The organism is Arthrobacter sp. Soil736, assembly GCF_001428005.1.
Classification (GTDB): domain Bacteria; phylum Actinomycetota; class Actinomycetes; order Actinomycetales; family Micrococcaceae; genus Arthrobacter.
In genome coordinates, this window is the sequence record NZ_LMSB01000004.1 from 85,767 (window position 1) to 106,588 (window position 20,822).

Consider the following 20,822-nt stretch of genomic DNA (forward strand, 5'->3'; position numbering starts at 1 on the left):
CGCTACTTCCACTCGAACAGGCGGCCTTCGGACTTGCCGTCGGCCACCTGGTACTCGAACAGGACTGCGATCCCGTTGAGGCTACTCAACTCGTCTGACGTGGTTTCGTAGAACAATGCACCCCGCCAGGTGAGTTGACCGGGACCTGTGAAACTACCGACACCATGGCCGGTGAAGGTCGCAGTCTGCCCGCTTGCGGTGACGACAAAACCGTTTCCGTTGCCGGCGACCGTGCCGCCGGGACGAATCGTGCCGACGTAGGTGACCGTGACGTCAACTTGGGCACCGCAGAGCGTGCCGACCTGATGGTCGGTCACTTCGGTGCGCGGGCCGCGACCAATGTCTTCCAGAACCCGCGTGCTAATGGTTTGTCCGTTGAGTTCCCCGATTTGTTCGCCGAGCATCATGATCTCCTTGCCAATTGGATCGGTGCATGGACCGGAACGAACGCCACGTCAACTGGCGTGACGCTCCAATCGTAGGGCGGACACCTCTCGACGTCGACGTCTGTTCGGTACCCGATTTCATGCTCGTCACCTGGGTGAAAGCACCCGTGTCATGGGTTGCCATGACACGGACGCGGGCAGCAGCCGGCGGTGGTCAGGGCTGCGGTCCGGGCGGGAGGTTTTTGGTGGCGGGTCCTTGGACGACGGTGCCGTCGGTGGCGTATCGGGAGCCGTGGCAGGGGCAGTCCCAGGTCGCGTCGGAGTGGTTGAAGCCGACGGTGCAGCCCAAATGGGTGCAGATCGCGGAGACGGCGTGGACCTGCCCGTCTGCGTCTTTGTAGACGGCGGTGCTCTCGCCCTTGACTTTGATGACTGTTCCCTGTCCCGGGGCCAGGGCCGCATGGCCGGGTCGGCCGCTGAGCTTGCCGGTCAGGACAGCCGCCATGGTCTTGAAGTTCTCCCTCACGAACCGTCTCGCGCTGGCTACCGGGGTGATCCGGTTGCTGTTGAACACCGCGGCCCAGCGGTTCTCCCGGCCGCTGAGCGTGTCGGTGAGAATGAGGGCGGCGGCGGTTCCGTTCGACAGGCCCCATTTGCGCAGGCCGGTGATCACGTACACGTGCTTGGCGGTGGGGGACATGAGTCCGGCGTAGGGCAGCCCGTCGAGCGGGATGCCGTCCTGCGTTGACCAGCGGTAGGCGACCTCGCCGACGCCGAGGCGGTCGTGGGCGAAGGCGGCGAGTCTGCGGTACCGCCCGGCCGTGTCGCCGGCCTCGGACACGCGATGGCCTTCGCCGCCGATGAGCACGTAACTCGTGCCGCCGACGCTGACGGTCAGAATGGAGCGCAGCGGTTCGTCGGCGCTGATGAACGTGGCGTCCAGCGGCGGCGTGTCCACCCGTCCGGCGACGAGGTAGGACCGATGCGGATGACACCGCACGTCGAACAGGCCCTGGCCGCCGAACGGCACGTTCGTGGCGACGATAATGTCACGGGCGCGGACGGTGCCGCGTTCGGTATCGACCACGCCCGGGGAGCCGTCGCGGACTCGCTGCGCACGCGTCCCCTCGAAGACGAAGCTGCCCTCACCGTTAACCGCACGGGCGAGACCCTGGAGGTATTTCACGGCATGGATTTGCGCCTGCCCGTCGAACCGGACCGCGCCCTTGACCGGGAAGGGCAGCGGTACCTCAGGGGTGAAAGTGGCGGGAAGGCCGAGCCGTGCGGCAAGGACGGCTTCAGCGCGGACGAGTTCAAGCGCGTCAGCGGATTCGGCGTAGGTGTAGTTGACGACGCGTCGGAAGTCGCAGTCGATGCCCTCCTCGGCCACAACGTGCGCGACGTGGTCGATCGCGGCCTCGTTCGCCTGTCCGTAGATGCGGGCGGTGTCGGCGCCGTGGCTGCGTACAAGTCCGTTGTAGGCGAGACGGTGCAGGGAGGTGACCTTGCCTGTGGTGTGGCCGGTGACGCCGGTTCCGACACGGGCGGCCTCGATGACCGCGACGGTGTGACCGGCGCGTTTGAGCGCCAACGCGGCGGTCAGCCCGGCGATGCCGGCCCCGATGACCACCACGTCGACCTCCGTATCCCCGCGCAAGGCGGGGTAATCCGTGGTTCCGGCGGTGGCGAGCCAGAGGGAGACGGGTTCACCTTCGGGCCGTTCACTGTTCGATGCGGCATTCACCTCGACACCTCCGGATCACTCACAACGGTGATGGCAGCGAACAGGCCACGCCCGTATACAAGCGCGAAGCCCGAAAGGGATCCAGGTCAGGATCGCGCTTCTGATGATGACGTCGACCGTCCCGAGAACAGATTTTCCGCCCGGGGGACGGCCGCCGTCGTCGGTTTTCCACGAACCGTGGGTCGCGCTATGTGGCGCTTCCCTTCATCTTCTCCATCGCATCCCTGCCGAGCCAGAGGCCCAAACCGATCATGCCGACGCCGAGGACCAGATGCAGCCAGTTGTCGGCAGAGTTAAACGGGACAAAGTTGGCGCCCGTGTTCATGTCAATAACCAGGCCGTAGATCCAAAGAAGCAAATACACAATGCCGCCGCCAAGCAGGAACCAGCGGGCCATCCGGTCTGTCCTGGCCATTGCAATGCCGGCCGCGCCGAACAGCAAATGGACGATGTTGTGCAGCACGGACACCTGGAAGACTCCAAGCAGCATGGCCCCGGACTCATGTCCGGCAAAGTTCATGGCACCGTAATTCGTGGTGATTCCCGGGATGAACCCGAGAACTCCAACCAGCAGGAAAACCGCACCGATACCCAAGGCGGTGTTGTGCAGGGACAACCCCATAATGTGGTGGTGGGCGGGGTGTGAAGCGGTAGTCATTAGTCTCCCTTTCACGCTAACTGCCGGCTCTTCAGATGGAGAACCGGCCGCGGCGAGGAGTCGCAGGAATCCTGCCGACGCGCACATCCTACTCCTGAAAACCGCGCGTGTGCAGGGAAAACAGCGCAGCGCATTTACAGTGTGTTCTGCGCAAAATCTTCCCAAGTCTTGACTGAACGTTGTAGCTAGCTGCCGCAAACCTTGATCGGGAAAACGGATCATTGTCCCAACAGGCAGCGAAACCAACGGACTGTGAAGCGAGGTCAAAAGAAATGGCAACGAAAGCAGAGAAATCGAAGTACCGCTACAGCGACTTTTACTGCTTTATGTCGCTTGCGGACTTCACCGTCTATATCTCGCGTGATGACGGCGATGGGGACGGTGGCTTTTCAATCAGCGGGACGAGCGAGCCTGCTCTCTGATGCAGGCTTGGAGGAAACGAACATCAAGCGGAGGATTGCTGGCACACTGAATCAATGAAAGAGGCGCAGTTTCCCTCCCGGCGGCCCGGCATCCGGGCGGCCATGTTTGTCGACTTCGACAACGTTTATACGGGCCTGATGGCATTGGACCCACTGGCGGCGAAGCGGTTCGCGGAAGACCCCAAACACTGGGCGGATGCGTTGGCGGCCGGCAGCTCCGGCGAGAACTCCCGCCGCTTCCTGATCCGAAACTGCTACCTGAACCCGGTGGTGTACTCGAAGTACCGGACTTACTGGACTCGTGCGGGTTTTCGTGTGATCGACTGTCCGTCGCTGACGCAGCGGGGAAAAAGCAGCACAGACATCAACCTCGTGTTGGACGCGATGGACGCGCTGACTGGGAGCGGCGACATTGATGAGTTCTTCATCGCCTCCGCCGATGCAGACTTCACGTCGCTCATCCAGCGTTTCCGGGCCGCCGACAAGATGACCACGGTCATCGCCGCCGGCGCTGTGGCCTTCGCTTACCGCGAGATGGCGGACAGCGTGGTGGAGTCCCACGACTTTGTGGCGATCCTCAACGGAACGACGGGGGAGCCAATCCATGCGGTGGCTTCTGTTCAGCCACAACGAGCGCAGGAGGCAACGAAGGCAAAGCCGAAGGCCAAGGCCAGGACCGTTTCCGCTGCGGTCCAGGAGGTCTGCGACTTCGTTCGCACGGCACCGGGCCCGGTTGCCGGGGCGATGGTGGCCCACCGGGCACTCACGGCGGACCCCTCCCTGAAGACGGACTGGGGCGGCTTTGGAAAATTCGGGACATGGGTGGCACAGATCAGCCAGGGCGTCGAATACACGGCTTCGCGCGGCGGCTGGGTCTGGGATACGAAGAGGTTCTCGAGTGACGACCTGCCCCCCGAAGCTGACATTGAGCCCGGAATCGAGGAACGGGTGACGAGAGTGACCGATGTGCCCGCACTCTCTGAAGCCCAGTTCCGCCAGCTGTTCCAGGCTATGGCGGCGAGGCTCCATGAGCAGCCGGTCAACCGCAGCGACCTGTCACGGCTCGTCAGGGACGACTGTGTCACCGCGGGTCAGCCCGTGTCCCGCGGCGCCGTGAACTTTGTCATCCAAGGCCTGGGCTACGTCAATTTCCAGCTCAATGAAACGGCGACAGCGGAAGGCTTGGCAGCGGCGTGGACTGAGGATGTGGAAGAGCTTTGCCGCGTGGCTCTCATGGAGTTCGACGACGCCGAGAAGGTGGCGTTGCGGCGCTGGGCCAGTGGCGGCTTCCTAGACGCCTGACGGTTAAGCGGACGACGGCGGGACGTCCCGCCGTCGCCCGCTTGCGTTGGGTGCCGCTCCCCTACAGTGCCGACCAGCCGCCGTCGGAGGCGGGGAACTTCTTGACGCCCGCTCTGGCGTTGAGGAAGATCGAGAGTGCCGGCGCAGTTGGCGGTCTCTTGGGAGTCCAGTTTGCGGACCGGCCCTTGAAGGGCCATGAAATGCAGACAGCATCCACCCGAATCGCGTCGCTCCGCATCGCGGCCCTGGCCGCCGCAACCGTATTGGCGCCCTCCCTCGCAGGCTGTACGGCAGCACCGAATCCGCCTGTCCAGCAGTCCCCGACGACGTCGGCATATGTCTCCGTGCTGGAACGCTACAGCGAACGTGTGCGTGCTGACGGAGCCCCGGCGGTCGTCATCCAGATGAAATCGCGGGGCGAAGAATGGTCCACGGCCGCCGGTGTCCGGAGCCGCGAGAGCCAGGAGCCGGTCCAACTGACGGACCAGATCCATATTGGCGACGTCACGATGTCCATGGTGGCAGTGTCGGTCATGAAGCTCGTCGAAGAAGGAAAGCTCCGGCTGGACGACCCAATAACCCGGTATCTGCCGGAACTCGAGAAAGTGATCCGCCTTCCGGAACCCGTCAGCGTACGGAGCCTGCTCAACCACCAGTCCGGAATGCCCGGCTATTGGGAGGCATTGCTGGCAGCGTCACCCATGCCAGAGGTATTGGCCAAGCGCATGACCCACAAGGATCGCCTGGCCGTTGCCGCGACCGTCCCGTGGGAACACCAAAGCTCAAGAACCGTCTTCAGCTACTCGAACTCAAACTACGCGGCGTTGGCTCTCCTCATTGAGCGGTTGCGCGGACGGGAAATCGGAGAGGTCCTCCACGCCGACATTGCGGAGCCTCTGGGGCTGCAGGACACTCTCATGACGGGCGCCGAACCCGCCCCGCAAAAGCTGATTCACGGTTATGCCCTTCTAGGCAACAAACCCGTGGACGTGGCGCTTCCGGCAATCCACGTTGGTTCCGCCGACAGCGGGATGATCTCCACCGTCCCTGAGCTCAACACATTTTTTGCCGCGCTGGCACAGGAGAAGCTACTGAAGGTCAAGACGGTGGTAGACATGTACACCCCGGATCAAGCAACTAAAGAGGAAGAGTACGGCCTGGGCCTCCAGCAACGGGAAGATACGTGCACGGGCGATTTCTACTTCGGTCATGTTGGCGACGTTCCGGGATACGGGACGGTTGCCCTGACCAGTTCTGACGGTTTCCGGCAAGTGGCGATGGCCGTGGCGTTGCCGCCGGGATCGCCACGGGAGGACTTCAATCCGCGCGTGCAAGAAATGCTGGATGTGGCCCTGGAGGCGCTCAACAAAGCCTGTTAGCTTGCGAGTCCCTCCCCCGCTGTCAACGATGAGGAGCCCGGCATGAAAAGAAAACTCGAAGCCGCCACCGTCGGCCCATTCTCGGCCGGAATCATCAGCGACGGCATCTGCTACCTCAGTGCACAAGGCGGCCTTGACCCGATGACGGGCGACGTCGTACCCGGCGGAATCAGGGCCGAGACCCGCCAAGCGATGGAAAACATCGCCGCCATTCTCGCCTCCGGCGGAATGACCCTCGACGACGTCCTGACGGTTACCTGCTACCTCACCGACATAAGCGAGTGGCCGGCCATGAACGAGGAATACGCCTCGCACTTCGGCGCGGACCAGATCCTTCCGGCACGAACGGCGGTTGCCGTCGCCGCATTGCCGTTGAACCTCCGCATCGAAATAGCAGCCACCGCCCGCGCACCCCGCTGAGGAGGTTATCAGGCATAAGCTACAAGCAGAACGTCCCAACAACGCAGGGGAGCTCATCATGGACACTGAAACCGCCGAAGTCATCGACCATGATGTCACCACCATCACCTGCGTATGCGGTAACACCGTCGGCCAAGACGGATTGATTCAGGCCAACTCACAAGGCATCCCCGTTCACATCGGAGGAGACACCCCTATCCCCGCAGGGCTGGCCAAATGGCCGGAGGATGAGGACCTCTACACCCTGTGTCCATCATGCGGCCGCGTGTACCGTGACACGGTCATCGAAGAGACAGGTACCGCACCCGTTGCTTTCCGGGTCGATGTCACCGCCGGCCGAATTGCCGAGGCAATCAGAGTCCATTGGGGGCTCAGCACCTAGGTCAGACGATAACCGGGTCCAGCCTCATAAGGTTGCGGCTTCCTCCTCCGCCAGTCTGATCAGACGAAGTTCGTCCTCCACGGCACGGGTCGGCCAATAGTCCCTCGCCAGCTCACTTGCCTGGGTTAGATCTGCTGCCGGGAAGAGCTTGCCGAGCAGTCCGGCCGCCTGAAGCAGGGCGATCAGCACTGTGGTCCTGGCATCGGGCGTCTGGGCACCAGGCTTCGCGGGTGCAGGCGTGCCGGCATCGGACGCCCCAGCATCTAACGTCCCGGCATCAGGCGCCCCGACATCAGTCCACCTCGCATCCGACGCCCCCACATCAGCCGCCCCGGCAACAGTCGTCCCCGCATCAACCGCCCCGGCCTCGGTCGCCGTGGAATCCGGCGCCTCGAGATCGGACGGCGCACCACTGAGTGCGGCCTCGATGTTTTTCAGGAGCGCCGCCTCCGGAGCGTGGTCCTTGTGCGGGTACCGCACGGCCCGGAACCGGCCCAAGTGCTTTTCACCGACATGTTCCACGATGCCCAGCGACGCCATTCCCTCGTAAACAAGCTGCACTTCGGCGCGACTGTCCAGCACGGAGACCCACCATTTGGGAGTGCGGGGCCGGGATTTGCCACGGATGAGCTCCAACTCGTGCTGGAACTCTGTTTGCGGGTAGGTGCCGGTAGCCCTGACGTACTTCCCCTGCAGCCCGATTGCACCGAGCAGGTGCAGCTCGGCCAATATTGCCCCTGCCACCGTGGTCCTGAGTGCGAACACGGGAACTTCAGGTTTGCCGTTTTTGTCGTTTGTGGCCAAAAGCAGGAAAGCCTGGGGAAGGCTCAGTTCCGCCGCCTTAGCTGATTCAGCATCCATAGGATCATGGTGATGCAGTTGGGCCGCCACCACAATGAGGAACTACAAGCGTCCACGCCGCCGCCTGCATTGCCCTGCCGCTGGCCAGCCGCTACTGCAAGTTTGCGGCCACAGTGGGCGTCCGACGGCGGGACTTCCCGCCGTCGTCCGTCGGGGTTTGGTGCCGCTTAGGCGTCCCCCTCCAAGTGCTCCGCCGGCCTGAAACCCCATCTGGCTGACACAGCGGCAGCAGCAGCCACGACGCCGGCCGCCAGCTCATCGATCATGGATTCGGGAACACGGGTCTTGGGCGCGGACGTCGTAATGCAGCCCACCACGGCACCGTTGTAATCGCGCACCAGTGCCGAGACGCCGAAATCTTCCGGCGTGGTGTGAAGCCGGGCAGGACCATGGAGAGTCGATCCTACGCCGCGGTGAACAGTGCCCAGTCGTGCAAGGGATCCACCGGTAATGGTGGCCCGGTCTCTCCGGGTCCGGCGGCACGTGCAAGTACCTCCGGCCAGTATGGTGATTCCCAGTCTTGTTGTTCGCTGGGATAGGAGCGCCCGGCGGGCGAGATCCAGCCGGGTGGCCGGTCCCTGGTGGCGTCAACCGGCCTCCATGCTGTCGCGTGTCTGAGCCGGTGGTGCCTCGGGCATGGCTGACCCAGATTGGTGATGCCGGTGCCGCCTCCCTCGGACCAAGCCAGCAGATGGTCCGCTTCGTTGTCCAAGGAATGGTTGTTGCAGCCGGGAAAAGGGCACCGGCCATCCCGAAGCCGCAACCATTGGCGCATCGCCTTCGGAATCCGGTAGCTGGTGCGTCCAATCTCCAGCGGCGCTCCGCTACGCGGATCGGTCAGCACACGCAGGAACGATCCGGCGCCATCCCCAACAAGCCGGCGGGCCATGCTCGGCGGAACGGGACCGTACCCATCCAGCGTGGCCGGTTCCGTCACGGCGCCCAGAAGCGACAACACGGGAACGGTCACCAAAACCTGCGCCTTGGGTGACGGAGTTCCTTCGGCCACCCCCACTAGCAGCCAGTCAGCGGCGACGTCTGCACGGAGCTGGGGCAGGGTCCGGGATTCGGCCGGCCCCTGCAGGGCACGCGCCGCTTCCGTGGCACGGGACCAAACAGCCGCTGCCACATCCGCAGTCACGTAGGCCGAGAGCCAGGCCATGCCGTCCCGGTCCGGGACATATTCCAGCCGACGATCCTCCACACCCTTGCGGTGACGCGACTCGATGCTTACAGGATGGTGCCGCTCACGCCAGCTGCGCGCTTTGGCGCGGAACCTGCCCGGCACCAGCTCCCCTGCCGCGCAGCCACGCGCAGCAAAGGGTGATTCGGGGTCCAGGAAATGAGCCTCCAAGGCAGCGGCCGCGGCGGGGTCCAGACCGGATGTTTCATCACACATCACACGCGCGTGCTGCCATGAAATGCTCCCTGCACGCAGCGCAGCGAGAGTCAGTGGCAACCCGGTGGTCAGGGTGGCTGACTCCGCCAGGAGCGCCGCTGCCGATCTTTCACTCACAGTCAGGACACAGGCCACCTCTGCTGTCACCGCCATTTCCTGGGCGGTGCGCTCCTGCGGGGAAACGGCCGGGGACGCCATGGCTGCAGCAGCGTGGGTATATCCGGCGGCAAAGTGCACTTTCAGCGCGGCCAGCCTGGCTTCGATGCTGCCCACCTCGGCCATACCGTCCAGGCACGCGTCCGCTTCGTCCTGAAGCGGGTCAGCACCAACCGGGGCCAGGGTCCCGTCCGCGCGACCGGCACATTCAGCCAACGCAGCAAGGGAGGCCTTCATGGCCTCCAACGTCTCCGCAACGGCTTTGCATTCCATACCCACAGCATGACAGCAGCCACTGACATTAACGCCGGCGTCAGAGTTGCAGGCAAAGTCAGCCTTCCAGGATCTCCCTGATCCCGAACTCTCCCACAGCGAACATCCGCGGATTATCGTCGGAGTTGCTCAGCATGGCAGTGGACAGGATGAGAGCCCAGCCCCGGGCCCTCATCCAGGTGTCCCTTTCCACTGCGGAGCCAAAGGCGCCCATGAAGCGGTGGCGGGCGCCGGCGTCGAACATCAGCCACCCCACCGCAAGATCAACAGCCGGGTCCCCCGCCCCGACGTCGCCGAAATCGATGACGCCTGCCAGCGAGCCGTCGTCCGCCAGCAGGATATTGCCCGGGTGAAGATCCCCGTGGAGCATCATCGCCGGGCCATCCCAGGCTTTAGCGTCACAGGCCTGCGCCCACGCCGCTTTCAGCGCTGCGGCCTGCGGGTAGCGTTCGCGGTCCCCGAGCCGTTCCACCACCCCAGAGTCACGGTTCGTCAGGGGCACGCCGCGGAAAGGATTCACCGGGACGCCGGTTTCGGCGGGCACGTGGAGGGACAGGAGGAAATCGGCCAGGCCTTCAGCGGCCGGCCCGCGGTCTGCTGGGCCGACGTCGGCCGCGGCCGTTCCGGGGACCCACCGCACTATGCTCCACGGCCAAGGATAGTCCGACGTCGGCCGGCCGGCATGGACCGGGACAGGAACCGGAACCGGGGAGCGGCGGGCTATGTCGGGAAGGTAGCGCCGCTCATGCAGTATGAGCGAAACGGCCTCCGCCCTGCGCGGCAGCCTGATGGCCAGGTCGTCGCCGATCCGGAAGGTCGCGTTGTCCCAGCCATTCGCGACCCGCGCTAAAGGACGATCGCCGAGGTCGGGCCGCTGGTCCCGGACGAGGCACTGGACGACGGTGTCACTCACTTCCACCGTTGCCGGTGGCATTCCCGCCATTCAGAGGTCCGCCTTCCTTGTCCCTGCGATGTAATCCGGCCCTTCCCTTGTCCGAATATAGTTCAAGATCCCGAGAGCAGATGGGGCGCGGAACGTGGTCAGCGTCGACCAGCCAAAGGTGACCGACGCGGGGACTGTGACTAACACGGTGTTGCGACGCAATGAGTCCCGGCATGCACTCGTAGGGACGGACGTATAGATAAGCTCCAGCCCGTGCTGGAGGAATTAGAAACAGACGACGGCGGGGACCGCCCGCCGTCATGGGCTTAAGTAAAGCTGGCTGCTCGAGGCGCTTCAACGAGGGCCAGTTGGCCGGTGGTGTCAGGGACGCCAGGAAACTGCACCTGCGGGGCCTCAGCAGCGGCCGCCGGCGACTCCTGCCCAGAGCGCATGCGAAGAAGTGCGACCGCGGAAATGAGGAACCAGGCGATATTGGTGACCACGGACGGCCATGCTTCGTGGAAGGCACCATTGATAATGAAGGCACAAGCACCCAGGAGATTCGAGGTCTGGAAGCCCTTGCCAGCCTTCAGCCACCCCATGGACACAGCCAGGTACGCACTGAGTATCGCAACCGCGCCTGCCCAGCCGGAAATTTCAAACAGCAGTTCCATGATGTCCTTTCAGGGGTGATGTCCGGGTGCCATCCGCTGGTCGGAGTGAACAGATGTCGGGCTACAGTTACGTGTTTCACAAGAGGCTATTGCCGAATGGATCAGGCATTGCTGGACCAGCGTTTGTCAGCCGTCCGCGCGAGGCCTTCATTCGTTTGGACCGCCAAGCTGAATTTCCGCTGCCGGCCTTTTGACTTTCAAGAGCAATTATGAGGACGACATGACTGTAGATCAATTGCATTCCTCTGAAGATGTGGTTTAGAACTACTTAACATGGATATTGATCCGCGCCGGCTGCGAGTTCTCCTTGCCGTTGCCCGCACAGGCGGAGTGCTCGCCGCGGCTGACGAACTGGGGATTACGCCCTCGGCCGTGTCCCAGCAGCTCAACAAGTTAGAGGACGAGACGGGGCATGCGCTGGTGGTGCGCACACCCAAAGGCTCGGTTTTGACACCCGCCGGCCTGGCCGTTGCAGAAGCCGGCGAAGAGATCGAACGCGCACTCAGCGTCGCCCGCGCCCGGATAGAGGGCGGGGCCAAGGTCGCAGGGGTGGTGCGGGTAGGCGGATTCACCAGCTTTGTCCGCACGGTGGTGATCCCGCGCCTGCCCGAGTGGCGCATCCGGTACCCGCAATTGCAGATCCGGATGGTTGAAGACGACTTCCCTGCCTTGTTACGCCTTCTCCGGCAGCGCGCGCTCGACGCCGTTGTGGTCGAGCTCGATTCGATGACGGCCGGCCAACGTTCACTTTCCGCCGGAATGATCGAGGAGCCCCTACTGGACGAGCCCTGGAAACTGGTGGTTCCCGCGGGTGCACTGCTCACCACCGAGAACATCGACCTTAGCCATCTGCCGCTTCCGTGGCTCGGCGTCGACTCCTCAGCCGCCAACGCTTCGGTGCTCGGTCGGATCCGTCAGTCCACGGGCGCCCAGGTGGAAACGGTGCATCAGTACCAGGAAACGCTGACCGCACTGGCACTCGTCGCGGCGGGCGAGGGTGTCGCCATCGTACCCACCTTGGCGTTGAGCGGCGTCAGCCATGACGGGGTGGACGTCCTGGACGTCCCTGGACTGGGCACGCGACGCATCGTACTGCGACGGTTCGACCGGCGGCGGTCGGCCAGCATGCCCGTGGACACAGTCGCGCGCCTTCTACGGGAATCGGCGGCGGCGTTCGACACGCGGTCGACATCCTGACCGGCCTGTTCGGGGCAGTCCCGCCGAACAGGCGCGTTCGGGAGTGAGCGGACGACGGCGGGACGTCCCGCCGTCGTCGGCTTGCCCTTACGCGAGGTGCTTTACAGGGCCGACCAGCCGCCGAGTGGGGACGGCGGGCTTGAAGTTGCGGCCAACTCATCCGGCGGGGACCACCGGATTCTCAGCGGTCAGCCCGCGCCCTGGCCCTCACGGGCCACCTCCTCCAGAATCCTGGCTGTCGGCGACTCCGTCATCAGCTGCCCTATCACCTCCGGTTTGTCCCACACCTCGCTGCGGAGCCGTTCCAGAAAGACGGTCGCAGCATCCTGGGTGTCGAAGTCAAGGAGCACGGCCACGCTGTTCTGGTCGTCTGTATCCCGGAACAGGCGGACAGACCTGGCGCCCGCGGCGGCGCGGCCTGCAGGATCCGTATCGAATACTTTCTTGAAAGCCTCATAGTCCCGGACCGGATAGCTGATCTGCAAGGTGAACATCGTCGTTCCTTTCCCTCGGGCTGTGTCAGGTCAAAGATAGGCCTTCCAGCGTCATCCCGGTAGGGCCGAAGGGCGGCCTTGAAGCGGTGCCGCGTTGCCCTTCTGGCGCGTGTATCCGCTCCCCTACAGCGCCGACCAGCCGCCGTCGGACGCGAGAATGGCGCCGTTGACGTTGGTGCCGTCGTCGCTGAGCAGGAAGGTGATGGAGGCGGCGAGCTGCGCCGCGGTGGCGGGCGTCGGGACGGTGGCCTGCATCAGCGGGCCGAGGCGTTCGGCCGCGAGCTGGGATCCCCAGTTGGCCACGATGTTGGTGATGGTGGGGCCGGGCGCCACGGCGTTGAAGCGCAGGCCCCTGGGTCCGTACATCACGGCCGAGTTCTTGGTCAGGCCGACGACGGCGTGCTTGGACGCGGTGTAGGCGGCGCCGGCGGCGGAACCGCGCAGGCCGGCCTCGGAGGCGACGTTGACCACGGAGCCGGTGCCAGCGTCCAACATCAGCGGCACTACGGCGCGGGTGAGGCGCATGAGGGCGGTGACGTTGATCCGGAAGACGCGGTCCCAGAGGTCGTCGTCCACTTCGTGGATGGGGGCGAAGTTGTCCATGATGCCGGCGACGTTCGCCAGGGCGTCGACCCGTCCGCCGGCGGCAGCGACGACGGCGGCCACGGTCTCTTCGGTGGAGATGTCGCCGGCCACGGGGACCAGATCCAGTCCGGCGTTCTCGGCGACGAGGTCGTCCAGGCGTTCCTTGCTGATGTCGGTGGCGATGACGCGGCCGCCTTCCCTGGCGATGCGCAGGGCGGTGGCCTGGCCGATGCCGGAGGCGGCGCCGGTGACGATGACGGTTTTGCCGGCGAAGCGGCCGTTGGTGGCGGCCTCCTGCCATGAAGCTTCGTTGCCCATGATGTCCTTCCAGACGTTGACGGAGTTGATGCCGTCCACCTTATGACACCCTGTGTCATTATTTAAGGGTGAATACTGGTGGGATGCCTTCGGATGCTTTGAAGCCCGCGCGCTCCACCGGGCGTCCGGTGACGATTGATCCCGACGCCGTCGCCGCCGTTGCGCTGCGCCTGTTCGCCGAGCGCGGCTACGAGCAGACCTCCATGGAGGACATCGCGCGCGAGGCCGGGATCGGGCGCAAGAGCCTGTACCGCTACTTCTCCAGCAAGGCCGAGCTCGTCTGGGGCGGCATGGAGCCGGTGATCGAGGCCTCCGGCCGGGTTTTGGATTCAGCCGGCGCTCATGGCGCTTTCGACGGCGACGTGCTGGCGGGGCTGCGCGAGGCGGCGATCGCCGGGGTTTCCGTTCTGCCTGACCTCGCGGTCACGCGCGGCCGGCTGCGCCTGATTGCCGAGCACCCCGAACTGGCAAGCCGCAGCTACGAGTCGCTGGCGCCGCAGCGGGAGCGGACGCGGGCTTATCTGGTTTCGGCTGGCGTCGGCGAGGACGTTGCTGGGTATCTGTGCGCTGCGTTCATCGGCGCGACGTTCGAGGCCTGGATGCGGTGGGCCGCCGGGACGGACCCGGATCCGGCGCCTTATTTGGCGGCGGCTGTGGGCGTGATGCGGGTGCCGGCCGTATAGCCCAAGAGCCGAGACCTTGCTCAAGTAGTTCTGTGGCCCGACGACGGGTATCCACATCATGCACGTTGCATGGTGGCGCCGCTAGGCTGCTTGCTGTCGCTGCGCGTGATGCCGTCATCTGGCGGGGCGGCTCACTGTCTCAATTCCTTTTCGGCCCGTTCCGCGAGGACGGCGATGGCCAGGGAGAAGCGGCCAGGTAACGGAGACAATGCCAGACGGAGCCAGATGGCGTCCGAGTACGCATCGAACCGGCCCGGACTGACGTGCAGTTCCTCGGCGGCGGCCAGCACCTGAGTGTGAGCCGTCAGATATCGTGCGGGCGTCATGCGGTTATTTCGTAGATGAAGCTCCAGATGGACGTCCAGGCCGGCCAGATCCCGGGCGGCCTCGTGTCGGGCCGTACTGTCGAAGTCCAGCAATCCGGGCGGGATGTCGCCGTCAGGAACGATGATTTGCTTGTCGTAAAGGTCTCCGTGGGCCCATACCAGCGGATCCGGTGCCGTCCGAAGCAGGTTCATGGCCACCTGCTCTGCAGCGGTGCGCAAGGCATCGCGCTGAGACGACAACTCCGGGACGTTTTCATTGTGCCGCAACCAGTCGTCCACCCGTCGACACATTTTCGTGGCTTCCCACTCTGGTGAACGGAGCGGAAGGCTGTCGAGAACGCTTTGCGCTGCGGGACCATAGGAGCCGTTCAGTTCCGCGACCCAGGCGCGCGACCATTTCTCCCACGCCCTGGCGAACGCTTCATCGCAGACGGCGGCGTCCTCCCGGCCCAGCTCGTTCAGAGTCTGTCCCGCGATGGCGCTGAAAACGATGACGTCCTCCTGGGAGCTCTGACGGAGGATTCTGGGTGTTGTGAAGTTGCCGGCGTCCAGTAGGACGTCCATTTGTGCGCAGCGCTCGGCCGGTACGACGGCGCCGCCTGGCCCGAAAATCTTTATGTAGCGGCCCTCCGCCCGGACGACCGCCTGGTGGTAGGGCCAGTACGAAATCAATTCCCCCTGCTGCGCTTCCCCCCGCAAGGCGGGCAGTCCCGGATCGTCCAACGGGATAAGTTCGAACTGCCCGTGACGCAGATGAGCTCCCCGGACACCGGGCCGTCCCGGAGTCCGGACCTCCAGTACAAATTCTCCTGGTGTCTTGTCTGGCCATGCCCGCTGAATCAGCCATGATGTACCGGTGTCGTCGTCGGCAGACGCTGGAACGGGGGAGGGCCAGTCCATGGAATCAATTCCATGGACTGGCGGAGGCGCCAGCCAGTGGTACGACACAGTGGAGTGATGCGTTCCAGGCGTACCGTGCCGCCCCCGAACGGTAGACAGCCATGCTCCGTCCATCCATGCCCCCTCCTCCCTATAACCAGCCGCGCTCGCAACCCTCTGCTTTCGAGACGACCGTCCCTAAACCTCCGCCACCGGAGCCGCGAACTGCGCGGCGTACAGCGCCGAGTACGCCCCGCCGGCAGCCAGAAGCTCAGCATGCGTGCCCTGCTCCACGATCTGCCCGGCCTCCATCACCAGGATGAGGTCGGCGTCGCGGATGGTGGACAGCCGGTGCGCGATCACGAAGCTCGTCCGGTCGCTCCTCAAAGCGCTCATCGCCTTCTGCACCAGCACCTCGGTGCGGGTGTCCACCGAGCTCGTCGCCTCGTCGAGGATCAAGACGGACGGGCGAGCCAGGAACGCCCGGGCGATCGTCAGCAGCTGCTTCTCGCCGGCGGACACATTGCCACCCTCGTCCTCCAGCACAGTGTCGTAGCCCTCCGGCAGCGAGTGCACAAACCGGTCCACATATGTCGCCTGGGCGGCCTCCAAAATTTCGGCTTCAGTAGCCGTTGGCTGCCCGTAGGCGATGTTGTCCCGGATGGTCCCGCCGAACAGCCACGTGTCCTGCAGCACCATGCCCATCCGCGAGCGCAGCTCGTGCCGCGTCATCGCGGTGACGTCCACGCCGTCGAGCGTTATCCGCCCCGCATCCAGCTCGTAAAACCGCATCATCAGGTTCACCAGGGTGGTCTTGCCCGCACCCGTCGGGCCCACGATCGCCACCGTCTGCCCCGGCTCCGCCACCAGGCTCAGGTCGGAAATCAGCGGCTTGTCCGGCGAATAGGAGAACGACACGTTCTCGAACACCAGCCGCCCCCGCCCGCCGTCCGGCGAAGAAGCCGGCAATGGGTCCGGCGACTGCTCGTCCGTGTCCAGCAGCTCGAACACCCGCTCCGCGGATGCCACCCCGGACTGCAGCAGGTTGGCCATGGACCCCAGCTGGGCCAGCGGCTGGGTGAACTGCCGCGAGTACTGGATGAACGCCTGCACGTCGCCCAGCTGCATCGCGCCGGAGGCCACCTGCAGCCCGCCCACCACGGCGATCCCCACGTACACCAGGTTCCCGATGAACGTCAGCGCCGGCATGATCAGGCCGCTGATGAACTGCGCCCCGAAGCTCGCCGCAAACAGCTCCCCGTTCTTCTGCCGGAACCGCTCCTCCACCTCCCGCTGCCGGCCGAACACCTTCACCAGCGCGTGCCCCGTGTACGTCTCCTCGATCTGCCCGTTCAGCTCCCCCGTGTGCTTCCACTGCGCCACGAACAGCTTCTGCGACCTCTTGGCGATCAGCGCCGTGGTCACCAGCGTCAGCGGCACCGTCACCAGCGCAATCAGCGCCAGCACCGGTGAGAGCAGGAACATCATCACCAGCACGCCCACCACGGTGAGCAGCGACGTCACCGCCTGGGAGATGGACTGCTGCAGGCTCTGCGAGATGTTGTCCACATCGTTCGTCACCCGGCTGAGCAGCTCGCCGCGCTGGATGGAATCGAAGTAGCGCAGCGGCAGCCGGTGGATCTTCGCCTCGATCTGCTCGCGCAGCCGGTACACCGTCCGCTGCACCACGCCGTTGAGCATATACGCCTGGATCCAGCCGAACGCCGACGCCAGCACATACAGCGCCAGCGCCCACAGCAGCACCGAGAACAGCGCCGCGAAGTTGATCCCGGTCCCCGGCGTCAGCGCCATGGCGCCGAGCATGTCCGCCTGCGAATTCTCGCCGGCCGCGCGCAGCCCCGCGATCACGTCGTCCTTGCTCACCCCGGCCGGCAGGTTCTTGGACACCACGCCGGCGAAGATCAGGTTGGTGCCCTCCCCCAGCAGCCGCGGCCCGATCACCGAGAACGCCACGCTCGCCACGGCCAGCGCCAGGACCAGCACCAGACACAGCCGCTCGGGATGCAGCGTCCCCAGCAGCCGCCTGGCCGACGGCCCGAAGTTCATCGCCTTCTCCGCCGGGACGTTCATTCCGGCGAACGGCCCGCCCCGGCCCGGCCCCATCGGCGGGCGCGGCGGGCCCGCGGGCCGTTCCGCGCTCCCCGCGGTGGTACCCGCAGAACGCCCGACGGCGGTCGGCCCGGTTCCCTGGGCCTGCCCGGTGCGGCTTGAGGTGCTCATGCCGCCTCCTCCGCCGCCAGCTGCGAGGACACGATCTCCCGGTACGTCTCGGACGTCTCCAGCAGCTCGCCGTGCGTTCCGCGCCCGACGATCCTGCCGTCGTCGAGCACCAGGATCTGGTCCGCATCCAGGATGCTGGACACCCGCTGGGCGATGACCACCAGCGTGGCCCCGGAGGTGTCGTGCTTGAGGGCCTGCCGGAGCCGGGCGTCCGTGGCGGTGTCCAGCGACGAGAAGGAGTCGTCGAAGATGTACAGCTCCGGCCGCTTCACCAGCGCCCGCGCGATGGCCAGCCGCTGCCGCTGCCCGCCGGACACGTTGGTCCCGCCCTGCGAGATGGGCGCATCCAGACCACCCTCCATTTCCCGGACGAACTCCTGCGCCTGGGCCGTGGCCAGCGCGCCCCAGAGTTCGTCCTCCGTGGCGTCCGGCTTGCCGTACAGCAGGTTGCTGCGGACAGTGCCGGAGAACAGGTACGGCCGCTGCGGGACCAGGCCGATGTGCCCCCACAGCAGGTCCGGATGCAGCTCGCGCACGTCCACCCCGCCCATGAGCACCGCCCCGCCGGTGGCGTCGAAGAGCCGCGGCATCAGGTTCACCAGGGTGGTTTTCCCCGACCCGGTGCTGCCGATGATCGCCGTCGTCTGCCCCGCGCGGGCGGTGAAGGTGATGTTGCTGAGGACGGGCTGCTGGGCGCCGGGGTAGGCGAACCGGACGCCGCGCATCTCCAGCTCGCCGGTCCCCACGCCACGCCGCCCGGCGGCCGCGCCGGAAAAGGCGAGCGGGCGGGCCGGCGGCCGCACGGACGATTCGGTCTCGAGCACCTCGCCGATCCGGTCCGCGGAGACGGCGGCGCGCGGGATCATCACGGCCATGAACGTGGCCATCATGACGGACATCAGGATCTGCAGCAGGTAGCTGAGGAACGCGATGAGGGTGCCCACCTGCATGGAGCCGTCCTCGATCCGGAACGCGCCGAACCAGATCACCGCCACGCTGGACACGTTGAGCACCAGCATCACCACCGGGAACGCGAGCGCCATCAGCCGCCCGGCGCGCAGGGCGGTGTCCGTGACGTCCTCGTTGGCCTGCGCGAACCGGGCAGTCTCCAGGTCCTCGCGCACGAACGCCCGCACCACGCGGATGCCGGCCAGCTGCTCGCGGAGCACCCGGTTGATGGTGTCGATCCGGACCTGCATCTTGCGGAACAGCGGCACCATCCGGCTGATGATGATGCCGACGCCGATCAAGAGCACCGGCACGCTGACGGCGATCAGCCACGACAGCTGCGCGTCCTGCCGGACGGCCATGATCACGCCGCCGACGCTGAGCATGGGCGCGGCCACCATCAGCGTGGCGGACATCAGCACCAGCTGCTGGACTTGCTGGACGTCGTTGGTGGAGCGGGTGATGAGGCTCGGGGCGCCGAACCGGGTGACTTCCTGCTCGGAGAACTCCCCCACCCGGGTGAAGATGGCCCCGCGCAGGTCCCGCCCCATGCCCATCGCGGCCTTCGCCCCGAAGTACACGGCCGTGACAGCGCAGGCGATCTGCAGCAGCGTGATGAACAGCATGAGGCTGCCCACCCGCAGGATGTACCCGGTGTCCCCCTTCGCCACGCCTTCGTCGATGATGTCCGCGTTCAGCGTGGGCAGGTACAGCGAGGCGATGGACTGCGCCAGCTGGAAAACGACGACGGCGATCAGCAGCCGCCGCTGCGGCCGCAGGTATTCAACGAGCAGCTTCCAGAGCATCCGGTCTCCACGTCACTCGAAGTGATTTGAAGGCCAGTCTACGTCCGGATGCTTGGGACGAACTTGGACCCGCCCAGGCCCGGGCGGGGCTGCCAACCGGCGGCTGTCCGGCCTCCCCTGTAGGCTGTGGTCACCGCCTACATACCGCGGCAATCGCATGTTGAAGATTGGGGACTTCATTGGGGGAACAGCGTTTGGATTCCGGCGTGCCCGGGGACATACCGGCGGCCATCCGATTATCGACGGCGTGCTGGCTTACCAGCGCAGTGGTGTTCGGCATCGTGCCGGTCATCCTGGACGTGGCAGGAATCAACTTCGGCCAGTCCATGCCTGACTGGGCGGTGCCCTTCATAGTGGCCTTCGCAGTCCCGCTGACTGCCCTGCAGGTCTGGGCGGCACTCCAGCTGCAGCACGGGGCGCGGTGGGCCCGCCTCCTCCTGACCGCCGGTGCCGTCGTGTCCGTGCTGGCTGCGCCGCTGGACCCGTCGGTGCTCATCCTGGCCGGCCTGGCGCTGACGCTGGCCGGCGCGGTGCTGATGTGGCTCCCGGTGAGCAACCGGTACTTCCTGTCGGTCCGCTACGGGGCGCAGGCGGAAGATCTGGACGGGCATGCCGCGCGGCGCCCGGCTGTGGGGCCGTGAACCCGACCATTTGAAGATGATTGCCCAGCGGCTGGCATGCACAGTTGGGCAGAGGCGGGTTTTCTGGTTATCGTCAGGGCAGCCGATGCCGTGGCCGCAGCACTGCGCCTCGCGCGGGAATGCCGCCCGCAGCTTTGAACGGAAGAGAGAACTCCTGTGACTGACACGATCCTCCTGCCCGCGGTGGCCGATGCCCTGGCCGCCCACGGCGTCCGCCACGAGGTGCTCGAGTGCTCCCCGGAACTCGCGGACACGGCCGAGTTCTGCGAGCACTACGGCTTCACCCTCGACCAGGCGGCCAACACCATCCTGGTGTCGTCCCGCAAACTGGACCCGCCCCGGTACGCCGTCTGCGTAGTGCTCGGCACCACCCGCCTTGACGTCAACAGTTCCGTCCGGGGCCTGCTGGACGTCAAGCGGGCCTCCTTTGCGGACGCCGAGACCACCGTGGCCCAGACGGGCATGCTGGTGGGCGGCGTCACTGCTGCCGGCATCGAAGATCTCCCGATCTATGTGGACCGGGCCGTCCTGGACGCGCCCCGGGTGGTGATGGGCGGCGGGAACCGGTCCAGCAAGATCGTCCTCGCCCCGGCCGAGCTCCTCAAGCTGCCCGGCGTCGAGGTGGTGGACGGGCTCGCCACTCCGCGCGAGCCGGCGGAGCAGCTGGACTGAAAACGTTCCGCGGCCCCGGCCGGCGATCCAGGGAGCGGAGGCCACTTTCGCAGATTGGCTATGGTGCCGCGTCCGGCCGGCCGCCTACCGTGG

General features: G+C 65.6%; 22 protein-coding genes. 9 read left to right on the forward strand and 13 right to left on the reverse strand.

The window, feature by feature from the left end; genetic code table 11:
• Positions 1 to 2 precede the first annotated feature (2 nt).
• The 3 genes from ASG92_RS04225 to ASG92_RS04235 form a co-directional block, all read right to left on the reverse strand.
• Positions 3 to 407, reverse strand: a complete 405-nt coding sequence (locus ASG92_RS04225) for a hypothetical protein (protein WP_157372096.1) — start codon at positions 405 to 407, stop codon at positions 3 to 5.
• Between the two features lie 193 nt (positions 408 to 600).
• Entirely contained in the window at positions 601 to 2,130 is a 1,530-nt protein-coding gene (locus ASG92_RS04230) for an FAD-dependent oxidoreductase (RefSeq protein WP_056624900.1), read from the reverse strand.
• Positions 2,131 to 2,317: 187 nt separating this feature from the next.
• Complete coding sequence (locus ASG92_RS04235; RefSeq protein WP_056624903.1) at positions 2,318 to 2,788, reverse strand: DUF4383 domain-containing protein; 471 nt, start codon at positions 2,786 to 2,788, stop codon at positions 2,318 to 2,320.
• 272 nt (positions 2,789 to 3,060) lie between these two features.
• On the opposite strand from ASG92_RS04235, the gene ASG92_RS29125 reads away from it, so the two are divergent.
• The 5 genes from ASG92_RS29125 (at position 3,061) to ASG92_RS04255 (ending at position 6,693) form a co-directional block, all read left to right on the forward strand.
• Positions 3,061 to 3,210 (forward strand): hypothetical protein, encoded by a 150-nt coding sequence (locus ASG92_RS29125; protein ID WP_200951877.1) that lies wholly within the window; start codon positions 3,061 to 3,063, stop codon positions 3,208 to 3,210.
• 54 nt (positions 3,211 to 3,264) lie between these two features.
• Positions 3,265 to 4,512 (forward strand): NYN domain-containing protein, encoded by a 1,248-nt coding sequence (locus ASG92_RS04240; protein WP_056624906.1) that lies wholly within the window; start codon positions 3,265 to 3,267, stop codon positions 4,510 to 4,512.
• A gap of 200 nt (positions 4,513 to 4,712) precedes the next feature.
• Positions 4,713 to 5,891 (forward strand): serine hydrolase domain-containing protein, encoded by a 1,179-nt coding sequence (locus ASG92_RS04245; protein WP_157372097.1) that lies wholly within the window; start codon positions 4,713 to 4,715, stop codon positions 5,889 to 5,891.
• Positions 5,892 to 5,933: 42 nt separating this feature from the next.
• Positions 5,934 to 6,311, forward strand: coding sequence for a RidA family protein (locus ASG92_RS04250; protein ID WP_056624911.1), 378 nt, complete (start codon positions 5,934 to 5,936; stop codon positions 6,309 to 6,311).
• 58 nt (positions 6,312 to 6,369) lie between these two features.
• Entirely contained in the window at positions 6,370 to 6,693 is a 324-nt protein-coding gene (locus ASG92_RS04255) for a hypothetical protein (protein ID WP_056624914.1), read from the forward strand.
• Positions 6,694 to 6,717: 24 nt separating this feature from the next.
• On the opposite strand, the gene ASG92_RS04260 is transcribed toward ASG92_RS04255, so the two are convergent.
• From ASG92_RS04260 to ASG92_RS04275, 5 genes are all read right to left on the reverse strand, one after another.
• On the reverse strand, positions 6,718 to 7,554 hold the full coding sequence (locus tag ASG92_RS04260) for a GPP34 family phosphoprotein (RefSeq protein WP_056624916.1): 837 nt from the start codon (positions 7,552 to 7,554) through the stop codon (positions 6,718 to 6,720).
• Between the two features lie 167 nt (positions 7,555 to 7,721).
• Positions 7,722 to 7,892 (reverse strand): hypothetical protein, encoded by a 171-nt coding sequence (locus ASG92_RS28110; protein ID WP_157372098.1) that lies wholly within the window; start codon positions 7,890 to 7,892, stop codon positions 7,722 to 7,724.
• Positions 7,893 to 7,957: 65 nt separating this feature from the next.
• Positions 7,958 to 9,382, reverse strand: a complete 1,425-nt coding sequence (locus ASG92_RS04265) for an HNH endonuclease signature motif containing protein (protein WP_240986997.1) — start codon at positions 9,380 to 9,382, stop codon at positions 7,958 to 7,960.
• 58 nt (positions 9,383 to 9,440) lie between these two features.
• Positions 9,441 to 10,325, reverse strand: coding sequence for an aminoglycoside phosphotransferase family protein (locus ASG92_RS04270; RefSeq protein WP_056624919.1), 885 nt, complete (start codon positions 10,323 to 10,325; stop codon positions 9,441 to 9,443).
• A 266-nt stretch (positions 10,326 to 10,591) separates the two neighbouring features.
• On the reverse strand, positions 10,592 to 10,939 hold the full coding sequence (locus ASG92_RS04275; protein ID WP_056624922.1) for a YgjV family protein: 348 nt from the start codon (positions 10,937 to 10,939) through the stop codon (positions 10,592 to 10,594).
• A gap of 273 nt (positions 10,940 to 11,212) precedes the next feature.
• Between ASG92_RS04275 and ASG92_RS04280 the strand changes: the two genes are divergently transcribed.
• Positions 11,213 to 12,136 (forward strand): LysR family transcriptional regulator, encoded by a 924-nt coding sequence (locus ASG92_RS04280; RefSeq protein WP_056624925.1) that lies wholly within the window; start codon positions 11,213 to 11,215, stop codon positions 12,134 to 12,136.
• 188 nt (positions 12,137 to 12,324) lie between these two features.
• Here the strand turns inward: ASG92_RS04280 and ASG92_RS04285 are convergent, their stop codons facing one another.
• Positions 12,325 to 12,630 carry a hypothetical protein gene (locus ASG92_RS04285; protein WP_056624928.1) on the reverse strand — a complete coding sequence of 102 codons (306 nt, stop codon included), beginning with the start codon at positions 12,628 to 12,630 and terminating at the stop codon, positions 12,325 to 12,327.
• Between the two features lie 123 nt (positions 12,631 to 12,753).
• Positions 12,754 to 13,533, reverse strand: coding sequence for an SDR family NAD(P)-dependent oxidoreductase (locus tag ASG92_RS04290; RefSeq protein ID WP_056625002.1), 780 nt, complete (start codon positions 13,531 to 13,533; stop codon positions 12,754 to 12,756).
• A gap of 83 nt (positions 13,534 to 13,616) precedes the next feature.
• On the opposite strand from ASG92_RS04290, the gene ASG92_RS04295 reads away from it, so the two are divergent.
• Positions 13,617 to 14,216 (forward strand): TetR family transcriptional regulator, encoded by a 600-nt coding sequence (locus ASG92_RS04295; RefSeq protein ID WP_056624931.1) that lies wholly within the window; start codon positions 13,617 to 13,619, stop codon positions 14,214 to 14,216.
• Between the two features lie 131 nt (positions 14,217 to 14,347).
• On the opposite strand, the gene ASG92_RS04300 is transcribed toward ASG92_RS04295, so the two are convergent.
• From ASG92_RS04300 to ASG92_RS04310, 3 genes are all read right to left on the reverse strand, one after another.
• The gene (locus ASG92_RS04300) at positions 14,348 to 15,214 is read right to left on the reverse strand and encodes a hypothetical protein (RefSeq protein WP_240986998.1); all 867 of its coding nucleotides are present in this window, start codon (positions 15,212 to 15,214) and stop codon (positions 14,348 to 14,350) included.
• Between the two features lie 405 nt (positions 15,215 to 15,619).
• Complete coding sequence (locus ASG92_RS04305) at positions 15,620 to 17,545, reverse strand: ABC transporter ATP-binding protein (RefSeq protein WP_056625006.1); 1,926 nt, start codon at positions 17,543 to 17,545, stop codon at positions 15,620 to 15,622.
• A 113-nt stretch (positions 17,546 to 17,658) separates the two neighbouring features.
• On the reverse strand, positions 17,659 to 19,416 hold the full coding sequence (locus ASG92_RS04310) for an ABC transporter ATP-binding protein (RefSeq protein ID WP_056624938.1): 1,758 nt from the start codon (positions 19,414 to 19,416) through the stop codon (positions 17,659 to 17,661).
• A 206-nt stretch (positions 19,417 to 19,622) separates the two neighbouring features.
• On the opposite strand from ASG92_RS04310, the gene ASG92_RS04315 reads away from it, so the two are divergent.
• On the forward strand, positions 19,623 to 20,057 hold the full coding sequence (locus tag ASG92_RS04315) for a hypothetical protein (RefSeq protein WP_200951878.1): 435 nt from the start codon (positions 19,623 to 19,625) through the stop codon (positions 20,055 to 20,057).
• Positions 20,058 to 20,213: 156 nt separating this feature from the next.
• Positions 20,214 to 20,729: a YbaK/EbsC family protein gene (locus ASG92_RS04320; protein WP_082579294.1), complete on the forward strand. Its 516-nt coding sequence runs from the start codon at positions 20,214 to 20,216 to the stop codon at positions 20,727 to 20,729.
• Positions 20,730 to 20,822: the final 93 nt, after the last annotated feature.